Origin of the sequence: Streptomyces sp. ISL-96 (assembly GCF_018614035.1) — a bacterium.
In the GTDB taxonomy this organism is placed as follows: domain Bacteria; phylum Actinomycetota; class Actinomycetes; order Streptomycetales; family Streptomycetaceae; genus Streptomyces.
Genome location: NZ_JAGGPA010000003.1, coordinates 59,991 through 78,901, shown reverse-complemented (window position 1 = coordinate 78,901; position 18,911 = coordinate 59,991). Strand labels below are relative to the sequence as shown.

Genomic DNA, 18,911 nt, shown 5'->3' with positions numbered 1-18,911 from the left:
GAATTCCGCGGTTGCTTTCTCGGTCAGGAGCCGCACGTGCCGCAAAGAAGTTGGACCGAGAGCCAACTGACGGTTTTTCACCTTGTTCAGCCCGTGGAGGGGGGAGTTGCGCGCGTTGTCACCGATCTCGTCAGAGCGCAGACACGTGAAGGCCTGCGCACCGTTGTCGCCTGCCCGCCGGGCGGAGCGCTGGCGACCGAGGCCGCCGAGGCAGGCGCGTACGTACACGCCTGGCCTGCCGTACGAGCTCCCGGTCCCACCCTGGCCGGCGAAGTCATGACCGCGGCCAGGCTGATCCGCCAGAGCCGCCCCCATGTCGTGCACGCCCACAGTGCCAAGGCCGGGCTCGCGGGCAGGCTGGCCGTACGCGGCCGGGTGCCCACGGTCTTCCAGCCGCACGCCTGGTCCTTCGAAGCCGTGCAGGGCCGTGAGGCGGCACTCGCCCTCAAATGGGAGCGGTACGGGACCCGTTGGACCTCCAGGACCCTGTGCGTCAGCGAGACCGAACGTAAAACAGGCGAGGAGGCCGGCATCGCCGCCCGCTGGTCGGTGATCCGCAACGGCATCGACCTCCGCCATTTCCGCCCCGACGAGGGCGCGAGCCGGGCCCCCGCCCGCGCCGCCCTGCCCCTGCTGACCGGGATGGCCGCCGGAACCCCGCTGGTGGTCTGCGTGGGCCGCCTGTGCCGTCAGAAGGGCCAGGACATTCTGCTGCGAGCCTGGCAACACGTGGCCCGGACGGTACCCGGCGCCAGGCTGGTACTGGTGGGCGACGGCCCGGACCGCGACCGGCTGATGTCGGACCCCCACCCCGGCGTTCTCTTCGCCGGCGCGAGCCGCGACCCCCGCCCCTGGTTCCACGCGGCCGACATCGTGGTCCTGCCGTCCCGCTGGGAGGGCATGGCCCTTGCTCCGCTCGAAGCCATGGCCTGCGGCAGACCGGTCGTGGTCACCGACGTCAGCGGCGCCAGGGAGAGCCTGCCGCCCGGCCACGAAGCCCACTGCCTCGTACCGCCCGAGGACCCGGCGGCCCTCGGGGCGGCACTCACCAAGCTGCTGACCAACCCCGGTCTCCGGGACGCGCTGGGCCGCGCGGCGCAGACCCACACCCGGTCGACCTGCGACGTACGGAAGACCGCCGCAGCCGTCAGCGGCCTCTATCGGGAACTTCTCAGCCTGCACCGACCCACGACGAGGATGGGCACCGAGCGATGACGACGGAGAGTGCGTTCGCACCCAACACCGCCCAGGCCACGGCCGTACCGCTCGCGGCTCCATCCGTACACCCGCCACGCAGCGCCACCGGCCGCCGCCCCGTACCCCTCGCCCCACGGAGCATCCGCCGACGCGGCCCCGTCGCGGGCCTCATCGCCGCCGACGCCCTCGCGCTGGCCCTCACTCTGGCCCTGATGCCGTGGCCGGCCATGGTGTTCGCCCCGCTCGCGACCCTCATGCTGGCGCTCCACTCGTACCGGGGCCTCTACGGCGCACGCCTGTCCCCGTCAGCGCTGACCGAGCTTCCCCCACTCCTCGTCCTCGCCCTGATCCAGTGGTACGCCACAGCAGAGGCCCTCGCGGCGTACGCCCCGGAGCACACAGTCACCTGGGCGGCCATCACCCTCGCGACCGCCACGCAGACAACCCTCACCTGCACCGCCCGCGCCCTGGTCTACCGGACCCGCCGCAGGACGGCCGTCCGGCGCCCGCAGTCGGCACTGATCGTCGGCCGCGGCCAGGTGGCCCAACAGGTCACGGCGGCCCTGCAGGAGCGGCCCGAGTACGGACTGCGCCCGGTCGGCAGAATCGACGCCTCACCCACAAACGCCACCGAGACACTCCCCGTCCTCGCCACCCTGGAGGACGTCAGCCGCGCGGTCATCCAGAACTCCGTACGCCACGCCGTCTTCACCCACCCGCCCGAGCAGGCCCCCGACGCGACAGCGCTCGTCGCGCTCCTCGCCGAGCACGACTGCCGCCTCTGGCAGGTGGACGGCCGCACCCCGCCGCACCACGCCGACCACCTCTGGGGCTTCGCCGTACGCCCCCTCCACACCCGGCTCCACAACCCAGTGGCACACGCGGCCAAGAGAGCGCTGGACGCCTTCGTCGCCGCGCTGGCCCTGCTACCGGCAGCGCCGGTGATGGCGGCCTGCGCCCTGGCCGTACGCCTGGCCGACGGCCCCGGCGTGATCTTCCGTCAGGAGCGCATCGGCCGCGACGGCCGCCCCTTCACCCTCCTCAAGTTCCGTACGCTCAGGCCGGCCGACGAGCACGAGTCCGCCACCCGCTGGAGCGTGGCCACGGACCGCCGCATGAGCTCGACGGGCAACCTCCTCCGCCGCACGTCCCTGGACGAACTTCCCCAGCTCTGGAACGTCCTGCGCGGCGACATGAGCCTGGTGGGCCCCCGCCCGGAACGCCCGTACTTCGTCTCCAAATTCAGCCACGCCTACCCCGGCTACCAGGCCCGCCACCGCATGCCCGTGGGCATCACCGGCCTGGCCCAGGTGAACGGACTGCGCGGCGACACCTCGATCGAGGACCGAGCGCGCTTCGACAACCTCTACATCGAGACCTGGTCGCTCTGGCAGGACGTGTGCATCCTCATGCGCACCGCCGCTTCCCTGTTCCGGCTCGGAGGCAGCTGAGCATGACGGCAGTGTGGACCACACCCGTACCGCACCTGCGCGGCGACCGACTGCCCCTCCTGCCTCTGATCGCCACAGTGCTGCTGCTGGCGGCGCCGATCCAAACCGCGGGAGCGGACACATCGGCGAACATCACACCAGCGGACCTGGCCTCCTGCGCCCTGGTGCTCAGCGCGCTCGCGCAAGCACTGCACCGACGCCGACGCCCGCTCACCCCCACGGCCGCGCTGGTCCTGGGCCTGCCCGCCGTAGCCATCGCCGTGGCAACGGCAACCGCCACGGACCCGACAGCCGCCCTCACCGGCTTCGTCCGCTACCTCCAGGTCTTCGTCCTGGTCCCCGCGGCGGTAGTCCTCCTCCTCCGCACCCCGGACCACTTCCGGATCATCACGACCGCACTGATCGCCCTAGCGGTAACGCAAGGAGCCACAGGGGTCTACCAGTACGCGACCAGCACCGGCGCGTCGTACATGGGCGAGGACATCAGAGCAGTAGGCACCTTCGGCGCCACCGACGTCATGGGAATGGCCACAGTGGTCTCCTACGGCCTCCTGGCAGCACTCGCCCTCGCACTCCGCCCGCCCAAGAACGCTCACCCGTACCTGCGCCCCTGCGCGATCACGGCAACAGTCGCACTGACCGTCCCCTTGGCGCTCTCCTTCAGCCGAGGAGCCTGGATCGCCACCCTCATCGCCGCGTTCGCCATGATCCTCCTCACGGGCCGGCGCCAGGCAGTACGAGCTCTGACCACCGTCACAGCAACCGCAGTCATCCTCGTCGGCGGCTTCGGCATCGGCTCAGAGATGATCTCCCAACGCCTCACCAGCATTACGGAGGTGACCGAAGCGCCCGACCGTTCGGTCACCGACCGCTACACCATGTGGACCGCAGCGGCGAGCATGTGGCAGGACCGCCCCGCGACCGGAGTGGGCCTCAAGGGCTTCCCCGCCCACCGTGACGCCCACGCGTCGATCGCTCTCTCCTCAGGCAGCGACACCGCGGGAGCGGGCCAGAGCTTCCACAAACAAGCCCTGCTCTCCCCGCACAACATGTACCTCCTGGTCCTGGCCGAACAGGGCCTGATCGGCCTCACCGCATTCCTGGCAAGCTGGGCGGCGATCCTCCTGGCAGCCCTGCGCAGATTGAGATCGCCCACCACATCAGCGGACTGCGGCCTGGCGGCAGTAGGCCTGGCAACCTGGCAGACGGTCGACTTCCTCTACGCCGACATCGGCGGCCCCTCGACCGTCCTCACCGGAATCATCCTGGGCCTGGCCGCCTGGTGGGCCCTGGCGCCGTCCGAGGAGAGGGCATGACAGACGCCCCCGCCCACCCCACGCGGGCACTCGACGAGCCCGGCCCCGCCCCGCGCAACACGGTGCCGGGAGGGGACGTGCCGGGGCGCTCCCCGCAGGGCGCCGAACGCAACGATCCCGAAGAAACAACGCGCTACCCGAACGTTCGGCGTCCGAGGAGACGCCACGGCGCGGCACCGACCCCACAGCCCCGCGAGCCGCATCCGCCGAAGCTGGGCCGGTTTCTGGCGCGGGCCGCCGCCGTCACCGCCGGCCTGACCGCGGCAGGGGCGCTGCTGGGTCTGGTACGCGACCAGGCCATCGCCCACCTCTTCGGCGCGAGCGTCGACAGCGACGCCTTCCTGATCGCCTGGACCCTGCCCGAGATGGCGTCCACCCTCCTCATCGAGGACGCGATGGCGCTGCTGCTGGTCCCCGCCTTCAGCCACGCCATCGCCCGCCGAGCCGCCCAGCGCGACGCCGTGAGAACGCTGGTACGGGCCACCCTGCCCCGGTTGTTCGCCCTGCTGTCCTGCGCAGCCGGGGCCCTGATCCTGGGCGCGCCCTGGATCGTCAAGGTCCTCGCGCCGGGCTTCAGCAACCCCCAGCTGGCCACCGACTGCACCCGCCTCACAGCGGTGACCGTACTGACCTTCGGCATCACCGGATACTTCAGCGCCGCCCTGCGCGCACACGGCCGCTTCTGGCAACCGGCCGGTGTCTACGCCGCGTACAACCTAGGCATCATCGTCACGATGCTCACGCTGCACTCCCTCTGGGGCGTACGAGCAGCCGCGGCCGGGGTGGCCGCAGGCAGCCTCCTGATGATCCTGACCCAACTCCCCACGTTCCTCCACCTGGTAAAGCCCCACTGGCCCCGCCACAAACACCCCCGCACCACAATCCCCCCACTCCTGGGCACAGCCGTCCTGGCCCCCGTGGTCCTCTTCGCGGTGAGCCGCCAGGCCCAGGTCCTGGTCGAGCGCTTCCTCGCGTCGTCCCTCCCCGGCGGCGCCATCTCGCACCTGAACTACGCGCAGAAGGTCGCGCAGATGCCGATGGTGCTGTCGCTCATGATCTGCACGGTGACGTACCCCGTCGTAGCAAGAGCCATGGCCGAGGGAGACCAACAAGGAGCCCGCCGCAGGGTGGAAAGGGACCTGGCCCTGGCCGGAATGGTCGTCCTGCTGGGGACAGCGCTGATCCTCGGCTACGCGCCGCAGATCATCGAAGTCCTCTTCGAACGCGGCGCGTTCGACGCCCAGGACACCGCCACGACGGCAACCGTCATGCGCGTGTACGCCGTCGGCCTCCTGGGCCACTGCCTGGTAGGCGCCCTGAGCAGGCCGTTCTTCTCCACCAGCCGCCCCACCTGGTACCCGGCCGCCGCAATGGCCGCGGGCCTGGTCGTCACCACCGCCACCGGCGCCGCCGCGGTCGGCAGCTTCGGCGTACACGGCATCGCGGCGGCGAACGCGGTCGGTATCAGCACGACGGCGCTGCTCCTGCTCACGGGCCTCGGCTCACGCGTGGTCCCCGTACGGGTAAGGGCCATCACCGCCTCCCTCGGCCGCCTGACGCTCGCGGCGGCAGCGGCGGCCACGGCGGGCGCGGCGGCCGCACCAACGATGTCGGACCCGTTGCTGAGCCTGACCGTCGGCTGCGTACTGGTCCCGACCGTATTCGTCCTCTGCGGACTCGCGGTAAGAGCCCCAGAGGTCGTTCACCTGCTGGCCCAAACCCGACAGAGGTTCCACCATGGCCACTGAAACGACAACCCGCACCGCCCAACGCCCCGTAGGCGCCCCCCACCCCCAGCCATGGATCTGGATGTACCACTCGGTGGCCGACCCGGCGGACGACCCGTACGGCATCACCGTCGCCCGCGACCGCCTCGACCGGCACCTGACCTGGCTGCGCCGCCGAAGACTCACCGGAGTCGACGTGGACACACTCCTGCGAGCCCACGCCGCGGGCCGCGCCGGCCGCCTCGTCGGACTGACCTTCGACGACGGATACGCCGACTTCCTGCACGAGGCGCTGCCGGTGCTGCGCCGGCACGAGTGCACGGCGACGGTGTTCGTCCTGCCCGGCCGCTGCGGCGGCTCCAACGAGTGGGACGCGCTGGGCCCGCGCAAGCGGCTGCTCACGGCGGAGGAGATCAGAACGGCCGCATCAGCCGGCATGCGGATCGGCTCGCACGGCCTCTACCACCAGGACCTCACCACCCTGTCCGACACCGACCTGCGCCAGGAAACCCTCCACAGCCGGGAGTTGATCCGCGACATCACCGGCACAGCCCCGGACAGCTTCTGCTACCCGTACGGCATCGTCGACGACCGGGTGGCCGACGCGGTGCGGGCCGCCGGTTACACCTACGGCTTCGCGATCGCCCCCGACCCGCCGCTCGGCGCGTACGCCCTGCCCAGGACGCACATCAGCCACGCCGATGGCGGCCTCCGCCTCCGGGCGAAGCGCCTGCGCCACCGTTTCGCCGTACGGGGTCCCGGCCGATGAAGGCACTGCACATCATCACCGGACTGGGCACCGGAGGCGCCGAACAGCAACTGCGGCTGCTGCTGCGACACCTGCCCGTGCCCTGCGACGTCGTTACGCTGACGAACCCGGGCCCGGTGGCCGAGGGGTTGCGCGCGGACGGCGTCCGGGTCGTCCACCTGGGGATAAGGGGCAACCGGGACCTCAAGGCCCTGCCCGCGCTGACGAACCTGATCCGGCGCGGGAAGTACGACCTGGTCCACACGCACCTGTACCGCGCCTGCGTCTACGGGCGGATCGCCGCACGGCTGGCCGGGGTCAAGGCCACGGTCGCCACCGAACACTCCCTCGGGCAGACGGAGATCGAGGGCCGCCCGCTCACCCGCGGCGCCCGCGCGCTGTACCTGGGCACCGAACGCCTGGGCTCCGCCACCGTGGCCGTCTCCGCCACCGTCGCCGGGCGACTGCGCGACTGGGGCGTACCGGCCGCGCGCATCCACGTAGTGCCCAACGGCATCGAAGCCGCGCGCTTCCGTTTCGACGCCGCGCGCCGCCTCACCACCCGCGCACAACTGGGCGTCCCCGCCGACGCGTTCGTGGTGGGTGGGGTGGGCAGATTCGTCCCCGGCAAGCGGTTCGACGTACTGGTCCGTGCGGTCGCGGCCCTGCCCGGCGCGTGGCTGCTGCTGGCCGGCGACGGCCCGGAAACAGACGCACTGCGCACGCTGACCGCGCGCCTGGGAGCCACGGACCGCATCCGCTTCCTGGGCGACTGCTCCGGCGACACCGGCGGCGTCACCAAGACCCACAGCCGTACGCCCGGTGTCCGCGTCCGCGTCCCCGCGGTGCTCTCCGCAGTCGACGTCTTCGTCTCGACGTCGCGCGAGGAGGCCTTCGGCCTGGCCGTGGTGGAGGCACTGGCCGCGGGCCTGCCCGTACTCCACCGGACCTGCCCCGCCATCGACGACCTGCCTCCGGGCCACTCACCCGGCGCCCGGCGCATCACCGGCGACGTCGGAGAGCTGACGGCGGCGCTGCGCCGGCAGATGGAGGGCGGAGCACGGCGCCTGGTTCCGCCGCCCGCCGTCGGCCACTACGACATCGCGCGCAGCAGCGCACGCCTCATGGACGTATACGAACACGCACTCGCCTCCACTCCCTCGACCAGGAGAGAAACACACCGATGACAGAGTCACCCGACCAGCCGCAGCCCACCGCCCCCGGAAGGATGAGCCGGCTCCTGACGAAGACCGGACAACAAGTCAAAGCCACCAGCCTCCCCGCGTGGTGGCCCGTCCCCGTCTGCGCCCTCCTCGGCACGCTGTGCGGAGTGTCGTACGGCGCCCTCAAGACCCCGGAGTACGCCGCCACCAGCTACGTCGTAGCCGTCCCCGGCAAGGGCATCGAGCCCACCGCGGCGCTCGGCTACGCCCAGGCGTACGGCCGGATCACCACCAGCGACTCCACCCTCGCGTACGCGCGCGTGGCCGCGGGGGTCCCGCCGAAGGCGCTGCGTACACAGGTCAGTACGCAGACCTCCCCCGACTCGCCGATGATCGCGATCACCGGCACCGCCGCCAAGCCGGCCGGGGCGGCGGACATCGCCAACGCCGTAGCCGAAGCCGTCCTCGTCAGCAGCAACCACGTCTCCAAGAACACCGGCGTGAAGCTGCTCGTCTTCTCCCGGGCGATCGCGCCGGCCGAGCCGGTCTCTCCCTCCGTCCCGATCAGCGCGGCCGTGGGGGCGAGCACCGGCGGCCTGATCGGCGGACTGGCGCTCCTCGTACGGCCGAGGCGCCCCCGCAGGACGGCGTCGGTGCCCGCACCCTCCACGGCCCACGCCACGGCCAACACCAACTCCAACACCAACTCCAACACCAACTCCAACGCCAACAACAACGCCGACCGGGAGCTGGTGTGACGGCGCCCGGCGGCCGGCGGGACCGGGGCCTCACCGTCACGCTGTGCCGCGATCCCGCCCGGTTCGCCGCGCTCCCGCAGGAGTGGGACGGACTCCACCGCCGCTGCGCCGCCGCCACACCGTTCCAGAGCCACGCCTGGCTCCACTCCTGGTGGCTCTCGTACGGGACGAACGGCCGGCTCCGTGTGGTACTGGCCCGCCGCGACGGCCGGCTGATCGGCGCGGCGCCGCTGATGCTCGTGCACCGCCCGATGCCACTGCTCGTCCCCATCGGCGGCGCGATCTCGGACTTCTCCGACGTACTGGTCGACGCCAACGAAACGAAGGACGCCATCACGGCACTGGAACGCGGACTCGACCGCGCGGCCCGCCAGGCGGTGATCGACCTGCGGGAGGTACGGCCCGGCGCGGCGGCCGAGCTGCTGTACGAGCGATGGACCGGAGCCCGGGCCCACCTCACGGACTCGACGTGCATGGAGCTGCCCGCCGAGCCGATCGACGCGCTCCTCAAGCGGATGCAGAGCAGCCGGGCCCAGCGCGTACGGGCCAAGCTGCGCAAGATCGACGCCCTGAAGATCGAGGAGCGCGAGGTACCCGAGCACGACGTGCCCGGAGCCATCGGCCGCCTTCTCCACCTGCACGAACTCCAGTGGCGGGGCCGCGGCGTCAACGTGGAGCACCTCAGACCGCGATTCGCCGAGCACCTGGCGCGCGCCGGGCGGCGGATGCTGCGCGACGGTGACGCGGCGGTCACGGAGTTCCGGCTGGACGGCGACGTGGTGGCGGTGAGCATGACGCTCCAGTCCGGCCTCCTGTCCGGCGGCTACCTGTACGGCGCCGACCCGGCACTCCGGGACAAGAAGGTGGACGTGACGACGATGCTGCTGCGCCACGAGGCGGACCTGGCCGCGGGCTCGGGCCGCGGCGTGCTGAGCCTGCTGCGGGGATCGGAACCGTACAAGAACCACTGGCGGCCGGCGACGGTCACCAACCAGCGGCTGCTGCTGGCCCGGCCCGCCCTGGAACCCCTGCTGCGCGTGCGCGAGTCGCAGGTGACCATGCGGGACCGGGCCGCCGAGACCGTGAGTACGCGCTTTCCGGCGGCGCGTGACTGGCGTGACCGGGTGAACAGCTGGCGGGCGGACGGTGCGGTCAGGACTTCCAGTGCTTCCAGTGCTTCGGAGTCCCGGGGTTCACACAGACCGTGAAGTCACGCATCCACCGGTTGATCCATTCGCCCATTTCGACGGGCACGCACCATTCCTCGTCGGAGTCCGGCTTCCCCGGCGGATCGGTCGGCGTGGGCCTGACCGGCTTGCTCTCCGCCGGCTTCGGCACGGAAGGCGCGGGGGCCTGGGGCGGCGTCGGCGCCGGGCCCGGCGGTGTGGGCGCGGGCGCCGGCGTGTCGGGCGCCGGCGTGTCGGGAGTCGGCGTACCCGGCGGCTGCTTCCGCCCGAACAGCTTCTCGCGGAAGACTTCCGACGACTGCGGGTTCTCGTCGCACTGCCAGACGCCGTGCGGACAGTAGTCGGTAATCGTCTGGTACAGCGGCTTGTGCTCGTCCATCCAGTCGAGCATCCGCCTCATGTACTCCGGATTGTCGCCGTTGCGGAAGAGCCCCCACTCCGGATACGAGATCGCCTTCTTGTGCTCGGCGGCGAAGTCGACCTGTGCCTGCAGCCCGTACGGATCCGACACCTGCTGGTCGAAGGTGTCGCCGGGAGGCTGGTCGTACGAGTCCATGCCGATGATGTCCACGACGTCGTCGCCCGGATAGCACTCGGTCCACGGAATCGAGTCGATGCCGCGGTTCGGGGCGAAGTCGAAGCGGAACTTCTGGCCCGGAACGGACCGCATGGCACCGACGATGCGGTTCCAGTACGTCTTCCAGGCCTCGGGGTCGGGTCCGCAGCGATGTGAGTACGTCGTGCCGTTCATCTCCCAGCCGAGGACGATCACCGTGTCCGGTACGCCCAGCTCCACCAGGCGTGTGGCCAGCTTCCGGTAGTGGTGGTCGAAGCCGCCCCCGGCGCCCTCCTGGAGGAGTGCGCGGACCTCGTCGTCGTCGAGGCGCTCCTCGTTCCGCTCCAGCATGGGCACGTTGAGCACGAACATGCGGTCGTCCGCGCCGCGCCGCCAGTCCGCCCAGGAGCGCAGGAAGCCGGGGCGGCCTTCGATGTTCGCCCAGACATCGCCCGGCAGGTAGGTGTGCCCGACCGAGAGGTCCGCACCGCCCAGCCACTGGGACAGTTCAGCCATCCGTGTCACGCCGTCGGGCCCGTAGCCGAGATACGCGCCGATGGCGGGCCGGGGATCCTCCGACGTGAACACGGGCGGCGCTGCTTCAGCCGCTTTTCCCCCGAGAACACCACCGGCGACGACGAGACTTATGGCAACCGTCCCGATGCAGGTGCCGGTGAGACGGCGCCTCTTAGCCATGACTCCTCCTACGATCGGTCGTTCTTACCGACGCGTCCGACAGTAGGCAGAAAGTCGTACTAATGGGCTGTCTGAATGCCGGTCAGTAGGCCATTGGCGATACGGGCCACCTCGAAAACGGCCACTCGGGTGAAATTCCTCAGGACAGGTCGAAGGCGAAACGCAGGGCACGGACCCGGTTGTCGAAATTCGAGTCGACAAGTTCCGGAATTCCCACCGCCCGCAGATCCCGTGGCCGGGTGAGCAGCTCGTGGAAGAGGGCCTTCATCTCCTGCCGGGCAAGATGTGACCCCAGGCAGTAGTGCGGCCCGCCGCCGCCGTAGCCCAGATGCGGATTCGGGTCGCGGGTGATGTCGAAGACATCGGGATTGGTGAACACCGTTTCGTCGCGATTGGCCGAAGCGTAAAAGAGCACCACCTTCTCACCGGGATGGAACTCCCGTCCACCCAGCGAGCATTCAGCGATGACCGTCCGGCGGAACTGAATGATCGGTGTCGAGTGACGGACGATCTCGTCCACCGCCCCGTCGGCGTACCGGTCGAAGTCGGACACCAACAGGGCCCGTTGCTCCGGGTGTTCGGTCAGCAGCGCCAGCCCGTGGGCGATCGCGTTACGGGTGGTCTCCACCCCGGCGACAAGCAGCAGCGAGAAGAAGGCGCCGAGCTGGCGGGAGGAGAGCGACTGGCCATCGATGTCCGCGCGTACCAGCGCCGAGATGAGATCGTCGGTGGGCCGGCGGCGGCGCTCACGGGCAAGCTTCGCCATGACGAGCTGCATATGGGCCAGGGCCCGCAGACCGCGCCCCGGCACCCGCAGCCTGGCCCGCAGGCCGCGCTTCACGCCGACATTCTCGGACGCGTGGTTGACGCGGTCCGCGATCTCCGGGCGATAGCGTTCCGGGATTCCCATCAGGTTGCAGATGACCTCGAACGGCATACGGGAAGCCACCGACGGGACGAAGTCGCCCGGCCGCCGGTCGATCATCTCGTCCACCACACGCCTGGCGACATCGCGGATGTCCTCCTCGGCGGCGGCGAGCAGGCGCGGCGTGAAGGCGCGGGAGACGATTCGGCGCATCGTGGCGTGCTCGGAGCCGTCCATGTTGACCATGGAATTCCCGAAGACGGCCTTCGCCCAGGCGGCCGGCTCCGGAGTGGTGACGCCCGGAGCGCTCGCGAACTGCCGCGGCTGCCGGCTTGCCTCCATCACGTCCGCGTGCTTCACCAGCGCGTAGAAACTCTTGCCCTTACTCTCCCCGAATCGCACCGGGGCGTCGAGCCCGCGCAGCAGCGCGAAGGCCTTCAGCCGTTCGGAGCGCGGCAGTTGCCAGAACAGCGGATCGGCGAGATCGGCGTTGTGCGCCCGCAGCATGTGCTGCGTGGACGCCTGCGTCGGGATGTTCATAGCTACACCCTTCGGGAGCTCGGGCGGCCGTTTTGGCCCGAGTCGGTTGCTGCGGACGGGGGAACTATGCACTGGTTCGGGCGTTTGGCTCGTTCTTGCAGAGCAACAGCGTGTCTGCGAATCAGAGGGGACGTACGTATCAATGAAGTTGACCATCCGAGGCTCTGTCACGGCGGCATTCATGGCGTGCATGGCGACCGCGGCGGCGGCCTCTCCCGCCGCCGCCGGCACGTCGGCGCCGGTCGACCTGCCGCTGGAGCACCTGGAGCGGGTTCTGCCGGTCCACGCCCCCGGGCTGCGCACCGGAGTGCCGGTGCCCGTGGCCGGCGTACCCGACGGGCCGCGTTACGTCACCGGCCGGCTCCTGCCGGCGAAGACGCTGCCCGCGGTGCCGTTCACGGCCGAGCTGCCGGAGACCGAGGTCGAACTCCCCGTGAAGGATCCGCTGGGGGAGGGCAACCTGGGCGCGCTGCGCGCCGCCTCCGGTGCCTCCGATCTGATGCTGAGGGCGCCGGGCGCCACTGCGGGTGCGCCGTTGTCGGCGCCCCGCGAGGACCTCTCGGGGCTGCCCGAGCCGGTACTGCCCCAGCTCGGGCTGGTCTCGCCGATGCTGCAGGGCACGCCGGCCGGCGCCCTGCTCATGGGCTGAGGTCGCGCATCCGGTGGCCGGCGTCTCTCACAGGCGCCGGCCACCTGCCCCACGAGAACTGTTTCGCCGACGGGTCGTTGTCAAAACCGAGGCATGCGCACATCGCAAGAGTGGACCAACGCGAAGGGCAAGGGGTTTCGGCATGGGCCTGATCACGCGCAGGAACGCAGCGACCGTGCGAGGGGATTCCCTGACCCGCCGCATTCTGCTGCGTGGCGTCTTCGCGATGGGCGTGATCGCGGGCACCGCGGGCGCGCTCGCCCCGATCCTCGCCAAGAGGCCGGGAGGCACGGCAGGACCGGTGCAGGAGCGGTTCGCCGAGCGATTCGCCGAGACGTACCGCGGCCGGCACATCCAGGGGACCGCCAGGGTCACACTGCCCGCGAGGGCGGCCGGCCGCGTACGGGCCGCCGGTGACGCCATGACCGTCGCCGCCGTACGGGACGCCGAGGTACGCATCGACGGCCGGCCACTGCATGTCATGCGGCGCGCCGACGGCAGTTATCTCAGCCTGGTGAACCACTACGAGTCGTTCCCCACGCTGCTCGACGCGGCACGCGCGGCGGTGGACGAGCTGGGTGACGCCCAGCTGTCGGCATCCCCCATGCACAGCATCTGAAGAGGGGAAGGTCAACAGTGGTGTACACCCGGAAGAACCAGCGCGATCTCACCCGTACGGAGAAGAAGCGTCTGGTCAGTGCGCTCCTGGAGCTGAAGCGCTCGGGGCGGTACGACGAGTTCGTGACCCTGCACGGCCGGTACTACGTCACCGACGACGAACCCGGGCCACGGGCCAGCCACATGACCCCCTCCTTCTTCCCGTGGCACCGCCGCTATCTCCTGGAGTTCGAACGCGCCCTGCGGGCCGTCGATCCGGGGGTGTCGGTTCCGTACTGGGACTGGACGAAGGACAACACTCCCGCCGCGTCGCTGTGGGCGGAGGACTTCCTCGGAGGCAACGGCCGGGCCGGCGACCAGAAGGTCATGACCGGACCGTTCGCCCACGCCACCGGCAACTGGAACATCCGCGCACGGGTCGGCGACGGCACCTACCTCACCCGCAACTTCGGCCGGCCCTCCGCCCCCGTCTCGCTGCCCACCAGGCAGGACGTGGCCAAGGCGCTGAGAGATCCGCTCTACGACGCCGCGCCGTGGGACTCCACCGTGACCAGGGGCTTCCGGAACAAGATCGAGGGGTGGGGGCGGGGCGGCACGGCCACGACGTTCAACCACAACCGGGTCCACCGCTGGGTCGGCGGTGTGATGCTGGGCGCCACCTCGCCCAACGACCCGGTCTTCTGGCTCCACCACGCCTTCATGGACCTGCTCTGGGACCGCTGGCAGCGGGCGCACCCCCGCTCCGGCTATCTGCCGCGCAAGAAGCTGACCGGGTCCGATCCGCAGCGCGGGCGGGTCTTCAGCCTCGACGAGCCGATGCCGCCATGGAACGTGGCGCCCGCGCAGCTCCTCGACCACAGCCGCATCTACCGCTACGCCTAGCACCGGACGCACAACTGCGGCCTCCCCGTACCTGAAGGGGAGGCCGCAGTTGTGTGAGGCGGGGATCAGTGGCCGTAGGCGCCGTGGTCCGAAACGTTCTTGCAGATGTTTCCGAACGCCGGGTTGAGTGCGGCGACGAAGTTCACGGTGTTGCCGCAGAGGTTGACCGGGATGTGGATGGGCACCTGGACGGCGTTGCCCGAGATGACACCGGCGTTCCCGATGGTCTCACCCTGCGCTCCGGCGTTGGCGGTGGCCACGCCGGCCCCGCCGGCCAGGATGGCACCGGTGCCGGCGATGACGGCAGCTGCCTTCGCGATATGCGACATCAGTTCTCCTTGCGAGATGAAGAGGTCGACCGCAGGGCTTGCGGCCTTCACCTTCCTTCAACGCGGCAATAGGAGGGCAGTAACGGATCGAAAGGAAAATCGTCGGAATGCGGGCGGTCCGAAGTGAATTCGCCATTCGCCCCGAATGATAAACGGGAAAGGTGGTCGGTCGTAGAAATGGAAGGGGGCGGGGGTTGTGAATCACCGCTCCGACCGGTCTCAGTCCGCCGTCTTGACGGCGCAGAGGATGACGGTCCCGTCCCAGGGCTTCGGCGTAGTCACGTGACGCCCGGTTCGTGGCGGTCCGTCAGATGGGCGGCAGGGCCCGGAACATGACAGGCACGGCTTCCAAGATCATGGAGTTCTCGACGCCCCGTGATCAGAGTGGAAGACCGTGCCTGCCGACGCATCATCGCTGATCCCGCCTGCCCTTGACCAGCTCCGCGAGCAACAGGTGGTCGCATCCGAGGAGGTCGCGGGCCTGCTGGAACGGTTGGCCGAGGTCCCCGATCCGCGTGATCCACGCGGGGTGCGCCACCGCCTGACCGTAGTGCTCGCGCTCACCGCGTGCGCGGTGCTGGCCGGAGCGAGATCGCTGCTGGCGGTCGGCGAGTGGATCGCCGACGCCCCGCAACACGTGCTGGAACAGGTCGGCGCCCATCCTGATCCGGTGGTGCCCGGGCGGGTCCTGTCGGCTGAAACGACGGTGCGCCGGCTGCTGGCCCGTATCGACGGCGACGTACTGGACCGGGCGGTCGGACGCTGGCTCGCGGACCGCAGGCCGAAGGCGACCGGGGACGCCGGGCTGCGCGGCCTGGCGGTGGACGGCAAGAGCCTGCGCGGTGCGGCGAAGGCGAAGGACCGGAAGATCCACCTGCTCGCCGCCGTGGAGCACACCACCGGTCTGGTCCTCGCCCAGCTGGACGTCGGTGAGAAGACCAACGAGATCACCTGCTTCCAGCCGCTGCTGCAGACCGTACCGACCTGGCCCAAACCGTGGTCACCAGCGACGCGCTGCACACCCAGCGCGAACACGCCGACTACCTCCTGGCCCGCGGCGCCCACTACATCGTGATCGTCAAGGGCAACCAGAAGAAACTGCGCAGACAGCTCAAGCGCCTCCCCTGGAAGGACATCCCGCTCCAGGGCCGCACCAAGGACGTCGGCCACGGCCGCTCGGAAATACGCCGGATCAAGGCCGCCACCGTGAGCAACCTGCTCTTCCCCGGAGCCCGCCAGGCCATCCAGATCAAACGACGCCGCACGAACCGCAGGACCGGCAAGACCACGATCAAGACCGTGTACGCCGTCACCAGCCTGACCGCCAGGGAGGCCACCGGGGCCCAACTCGCCCAACTGGTCCGTGACCACTGGAAGATCGAGGCTCTGCACCACGTCCGCGACACCACCTTCGCCGAGGACGCCTCACAAACCCGGACCGGCAACGCACCCCGCGTGATGGCCACCTGGCGCAACCTCGCCATCGGGGCCCTGCGGCTGAGCGGCGCCACGAACATCGCAGCGGGCCTCCGCCACAACGCCCGCGACTCCCGTCGCCCCCTCGCACTCCTCGGCCTCGGATGATCGCAAACCGGGCGTCACACGACTACGCCGAAGCCCTGGGTCCCGTCCTCGTGGTCCTCCGGCGTCGGGCACCCCGCGTCCGGCGCCGGCGGGGACGGTGGCGACGGGTCCTGCGGTGACACCCGGCCGGTCGGGAAGGTGATTTCCCTCGGCTCGTCGAGCAGCACCGTCAGCCCGTACCCCGTCACCGCGAGCGCCGCCCAGGCGATCACCAGAACCTTGCGCACTTCCCGGCTCCGCTCCTACTCCTTCTCCAGGCGCGGCGGCAGATCGAAGAGCGGGAACCAGCGCTTCGTGTCCAGGAAGGACGTGATCCCGCTGACTTTGCCCTCCACGATCTCGATGACCATGAGCGCCCACGGCTCGAAACTGCCGTCGCCCGACTGGCTCGGGTGGTAGTGGGCGAAGGCCGGCGTGCCGTTGGCCACGACCGGGACCAGCTTCGAGCCCCGGCAGACCTCGCCGACGCCCAGCATCCAGCCGACGATGTTGTCGTGCCCCTGGAGCCACAGGTCGTACGGCGGCATGGACAGCGTGGCGTCCTCATGGAGCAGCGCCGTCAGGGCCGCCATGTCGTACCCCTCGAAGGCCGCGACGTACCGCTCCAGCAGCTTCTGCTGCTCCTCGTCCAGCGGATTCGCGGTGTCCGTCTCCTGCGAGCGGTGCTCGGCGATCGTCGCGCGGGCCCGCTGGAGCGCGCTGTTCACCGAGGCGACCGTGGTGTCCAGCAGCTCCGCGACCTCGCTCGCCTTCCAGGCCAGCACCTCGCGCAGGATCAGCACCGCCCGCTGTTTCGGCGGCAGATGCTGGAGCGCGGCGACGAACGCGAGGCGCACGGTCTCCCGCGCCACGGCGGTCTCCGCCGGATCCGCCACCGAAGGCAGCACCCGCCCGTCCGGCACCGGCTCCAGCCAGGTGACCTCGGGCCGCGGATTGAGCGCGGCCTGCGCCACCGGCGTCGCGGCCGTCAGGTCCATCGGGCGGGCCCTGCGATTTCCCGCGTTGAGCATGTCGAGGCATACGTTCGTCGCGATGCGGTACAACCACGAACGCAGCGACGACCGCCCCTCGAACTTGTCGAAATTCCGCCAGGCCCGGACCATCGTGTCCTGCACGGCGTCGTCCGCTTCGAAGGCGGACCCAAGCATCCGGTAGCAGTACCCGGTCAGCTCGGTCCGGTGCTTCTCCAGCCGGGAATCCAGGTCCTGCGTCGTCACGACATCACCCATCGGGTCCACCCCACTCGCCGCCTTTGGCACCAGCACTTCGGAAGTTACCGGACGCCACTGACATTCAGGGGCGGGCCGCGAAAACGGGCCGCGAAACGGATCGCGAAATGTGCTGCCGCTGTTCGACCCTGGCGACCCGGGTGCCGTACAGCGTGATCGACACGACCCCGAGCACCGCGACCAGTCCGAGGAGCACGGTCCCCGCCCAGCCGCCGGCGTGGAAGGCCACCGCGCCGAGCGTGCCGCCGACGCTGCTGCCCAGGTAGTACGCCGACTGGTAGAGCGCGGATGCGTGCGCCCGGCCGGTCTTCGCCGTACGGCTCACCGAGGAGGACGCGACCGCGTGCCCCGCGAAGAACCCGGCGGTGATCAGCACCAGGCCCGCCAGCACGGCGGCCAGCGCGTCGGCCACCGAGAGCAGCAGACCGGCCGCGGTCGTCGACACCGCCAGGTACAGGGCACCCCGGCGGCCCAGGCGGGCTACCAGCTTTCCGGCCGCCGCGGAGGAGACCGTACCGACGAGATACACCAGGAACACAGACCCGATGACGCCCTGCGGGAGGCTGAAGGGAGCCTCGACCAGCCGGTAGCCGATCACCGTGTAGACCGCGCCGAAGACCGTCATGAAGAGCGCGCCGATGGCGTACAGGCGCAGCAGCAGCGGGTCGGCCAGGTGGCCGCGGACCGTCTTCGCCAGCGCCCGCGGGTTCAGCGAACCGGGCGTGAAGTGGCGGGCCTTCGGCAGCATCAGCCGGTACACCACCACGCACACCACGGACATCAGTCCGACGGCGGCCAGCGCCACGCGCCAGTCCCACAGCTGGGCCGCCCAGCCAGTGACGATGCGGCCGCTCATCCCGCCGATGGAGTTGCCCGCCACGAACAGCCCGATCGCCCCGACCAGCGCCTTCGGCCGTACCTCTTCCGCCAGAAAGGCCATCGCGGAGGCCGGCACACCGGCCAGCGCGGCGCCCTGCACCACGCGCAGCGCCACCAGCCACTCCAGCGAGGGCGCGAACGGCACCAGCAGGCCGACCGCGACGGCGACCGTCAGCGAGACCGTCATCATCCGGCTGCGCCCGAAGCGCTCCGAGAGCGCGCTCATCGGCAGTACGAACAGGGCCAGCGCACCCGTGGCCGCCGAGACGGTCCAGCTGGCGGCGCTCGCGCTCGCGCCGAAGTCGGCGGAGATCAGCGGCAGCAGCGCCTGGGTGGAGTAGAGGAGGGCGAACGTCGCGACCCCGGCGGCGAAGAGCGCGAAGCTCATCCGGCGGTAACCGGGCACGGAGGGGGCGAGACGGGAGTCGGTGTCAACGTCAACAACGGCGTCGGCGTCCACATGGGTGGTGGACGCCTTGGTACTGGCAGGAGGCATGCATTGAACGTAGGCACAGCAGCTTCATGCGTCCAATGCAC

At 70.4% G+C, this 18,911-nt stretch carries 19 protein-coding genes; 13 read left to right on the top strand and 6 right to left on the bottom strand.

The features are described from left to right. Nucleotides 1–93: 93 nt before the first annotated feature. The 8 genes from J7E96_RS02510 to J7E96_RS02475 are packed head-to-tail and all read left to right on the top strand — an operon-like array spanning nucleotide 94 to nucleotide 9,568. Nucleotides 94–1,215, top strand: coding sequence for a glycosyltransferase (locus J7E96_RS02510; protein WP_215126967.1), 1,122 nt, complete (start codon nucleotides 94–96; stop codon nucleotides 1,213–1,215). Continuing rightward, nucleotides 1,212–2,648: an exopolysaccharide biosynthesis polyprenyl glycosylphosphotransferase gene (locus J7E96_RS02505; protein ID WP_215126965.1), complete on the top strand. Its 1,437-nt coding sequence runs from the start codon at nucleotides 1,212–1,214 to the stop codon at nucleotides 2,646–2,648. Before J7E96_RS02510 ends, J7E96_RS02505 begins: the two co-directional genes overlap by 4 nt. Nucleotides 2,649–2,650: 2 nt before the next feature. After that, nucleotides 2,651–3,964 carry an O-antigen ligase gene (locus J7E96_RS02500; protein WP_215126963.1) on the top strand — a complete coding sequence of 438 codons (1,314 nt, stop codon included), beginning with the start codon at nucleotides 2,651–2,653 and terminating at the stop codon, nucleotides 3,962–3,964. Then, nucleotides 3,961–5,712, top strand: a complete 1,752-nt coding sequence (gene murJ / locus J7E96_RS02495) for a murein biosynthesis integral membrane protein MurJ (RefSeq protein WP_215126960.1) — start codon at nucleotides 3,961–3,963, stop codon at nucleotides 5,710–5,712. The genes J7E96_RS02500 and murJ overlap by 4 nt, the downstream gene beginning before the upstream one ends. Beyond that, nucleotides 5,702–6,460, top strand: coding sequence for a polysaccharide deacetylase family protein (locus J7E96_RS02490; RefSeq protein WP_215126958.1), 759 nt, complete (start codon nucleotides 5,702–5,704; stop codon nucleotides 6,458–6,460). The genes murJ and J7E96_RS02490 overlap by 11 nt, the downstream gene beginning before the upstream one ends. Beyond that, a complete protein-coding gene (locus J7E96_RS02485; protein WP_215126956.1) occupies nucleotides 6,457–7,626 on the top strand; it encodes a glycosyltransferase in 1,170 nt (389 codons plus the stop codon). The genes J7E96_RS02490 and J7E96_RS02485 overlap by 4 nt, the downstream gene beginning before the upstream one ends. After that, nucleotides 7,623–8,360 (top strand): lipopolysaccharide biosynthesis protein, encoded by a 738-nt coding sequence (locus J7E96_RS02480; RefSeq protein ID WP_251069284.1) that lies wholly within the window; start codon nucleotides 7,623–7,625, stop codon nucleotides 8,358–8,360. The genes J7E96_RS02485 and J7E96_RS02480 overlap by 4 nt, the downstream gene beginning before the upstream one ends. Beyond that, nucleotides 8,357–9,568 carry a GNAT family N-acetyltransferase gene (locus J7E96_RS02475; RefSeq protein ID WP_215126954.1) on the top strand — a complete coding sequence of 404 codons (1,212 nt, stop codon included), beginning with the start codon at nucleotides 8,357–8,359 and terminating at the stop codon, nucleotides 9,566–9,568. Before J7E96_RS02480 ends, J7E96_RS02475 begins: the two co-directional genes overlap by 4 nt. On the opposite strand, the gene J7E96_RS02470 is transcribed toward J7E96_RS02475, so the two are convergent. Both J7E96_RS02470 and J7E96_RS02465 read right to left on the bottom strand, forming a co-directional pair. Next, nucleotides 9,513–10,799 (bottom strand): glycoside hydrolase family 26 protein, encoded by a 1,287-nt coding sequence (locus J7E96_RS02470; RefSeq protein ID WP_215126952.1) that lies wholly within the window; start codon nucleotides 10,797–10,799, stop codon nucleotides 9,513–9,515. The genes J7E96_RS02475 and J7E96_RS02470 overlap by 56 nt on opposite strands. 139 nt (nucleotides 10,800–10,938) lie before the next feature. Beyond that, nucleotides 10,939–12,204 (bottom strand): cytochrome P450, encoded by a 1,266-nt coding sequence (locus J7E96_RS02465; RefSeq protein ID WP_215126950.1) that lies wholly within the window; start codon nucleotides 12,202–12,204, stop codon nucleotides 10,939–10,941. A 142-nt stretch (nucleotides 12,205–12,346) separates the two neighbouring features. Here J7E96_RS02465 and J7E96_RS02460 point away from each other — a divergent pair, with 142 nt between their 5' ends. The 3 genes from J7E96_RS02460 to J7E96_RS02450 all read left to right on the top strand — a co-directional run bounded on the left by J7E96_RS02460 (nucleotide 12,347) and on the right by J7E96_RS02450 (nucleotide 14,353). Further along, entirely contained in the window at nucleotides 12,347–12,853 is a 507-nt protein-coding gene (locus J7E96_RS02460; protein ID WP_215126948.1) for a hypothetical protein, read from the top strand. 142 nt (nucleotides 12,854–12,995) lie between these two features. Next, complete coding sequence (locus J7E96_RS02455) at nucleotides 12,996–13,472, top strand: tyrosinase cofactor (protein WP_215126946.1); 477 nt, start codon at nucleotides 12,996–12,998, stop codon at nucleotides 13,470–13,472. A gap of 20 nt (nucleotides 13,473–13,492) precedes the next feature. Continuing rightward, the gene (locus tag J7E96_RS02450) at nucleotides 13,493–14,353 is read left to right on the top strand and encodes a tyrosinase family protein (RefSeq protein WP_215127069.1); all 861 of its coding nucleotides are present in this window, start codon (nucleotides 13,493–13,495) and stop codon (nucleotides 14,351–14,353) included. A gap of 65 nt (nucleotides 14,354–14,418) precedes the next feature. Here the strand turns inward: J7E96_RS02450 and J7E96_RS02445 are convergent, their stop codons facing one another. Continuing rightward, nucleotides 14,419–14,682, bottom strand: coding sequence for a chaplin (locus J7E96_RS02445; protein ID WP_215126944.1), 264 nt, complete (start codon nucleotides 14,680–14,682; stop codon nucleotides 14,419–14,421). A 394-nt stretch (nucleotides 14,683–15,076) separates the two neighbouring features. Between J7E96_RS02445 and J7E96_RS37015 the strand changes: the two genes are divergently transcribed. Both J7E96_RS37015 and J7E96_RS37010 read left to right on the top strand, forming a co-directional pair. Beyond that, nucleotides 15,077–15,757 carry a transposase family protein gene (locus tag J7E96_RS37015; protein ID WP_308295811.1) on the top strand — a complete coding sequence of 227 codons (681 nt, stop codon included), beginning with the start codon at nucleotides 15,077–15,079 and terminating at the stop codon, nucleotides 15,755–15,757. Then, complete coding sequence (locus J7E96_RS37010; protein ID WP_308295810.1) at nucleotides 15,679–16,266, top strand: ISAs1 family transposase; 588 nt, start codon at nucleotides 15,679–15,681, stop codon at nucleotides 16,264–16,266. Before J7E96_RS37015 ends, J7E96_RS37010 begins: the two co-directional genes overlap by 79 nt. Before the next feature lie 14 nt (nucleotides 16,267–16,280). Here the strand turns inward: J7E96_RS37010 and J7E96_RS02435 are convergent, their stop codons facing one another. The 3 genes from J7E96_RS02435 to J7E96_RS02425 all read right to left on the bottom strand — a co-directional run bounded on the left by J7E96_RS02435 (nucleotide 16,281) and on the right by J7E96_RS02425 (nucleotide 18,870). Continuing rightward, nucleotides 16,281–16,493, bottom strand: a complete 213-nt coding sequence (locus J7E96_RS02435; protein ID WP_215126942.1) for a hypothetical protein — start codon at nucleotides 16,491–16,493, stop codon at nucleotides 16,281–16,283. A gap of 15 nt (nucleotides 16,494–16,508) precedes the next feature. Next, complete coding sequence (locus J7E96_RS02430) at nucleotides 16,509–17,495, bottom strand: sigma-70 family RNA polymerase sigma factor (protein ID WP_215126940.1); 987 nt, start codon at nucleotides 17,493–17,495, stop codon at nucleotides 16,509–16,511. Nucleotides 17,496–17,559: 64 nt separating this feature from the next. After that, complete coding sequence (locus J7E96_RS02425; RefSeq protein ID WP_215126938.1) at nucleotides 17,560–18,870, bottom strand: MFS transporter; 1,311 nt, start codon at nucleotides 18,868–18,870, stop codon at nucleotides 17,560–17,562. Nucleotides 18,871–18,911 lie beyond the last annotated feature (41 nt).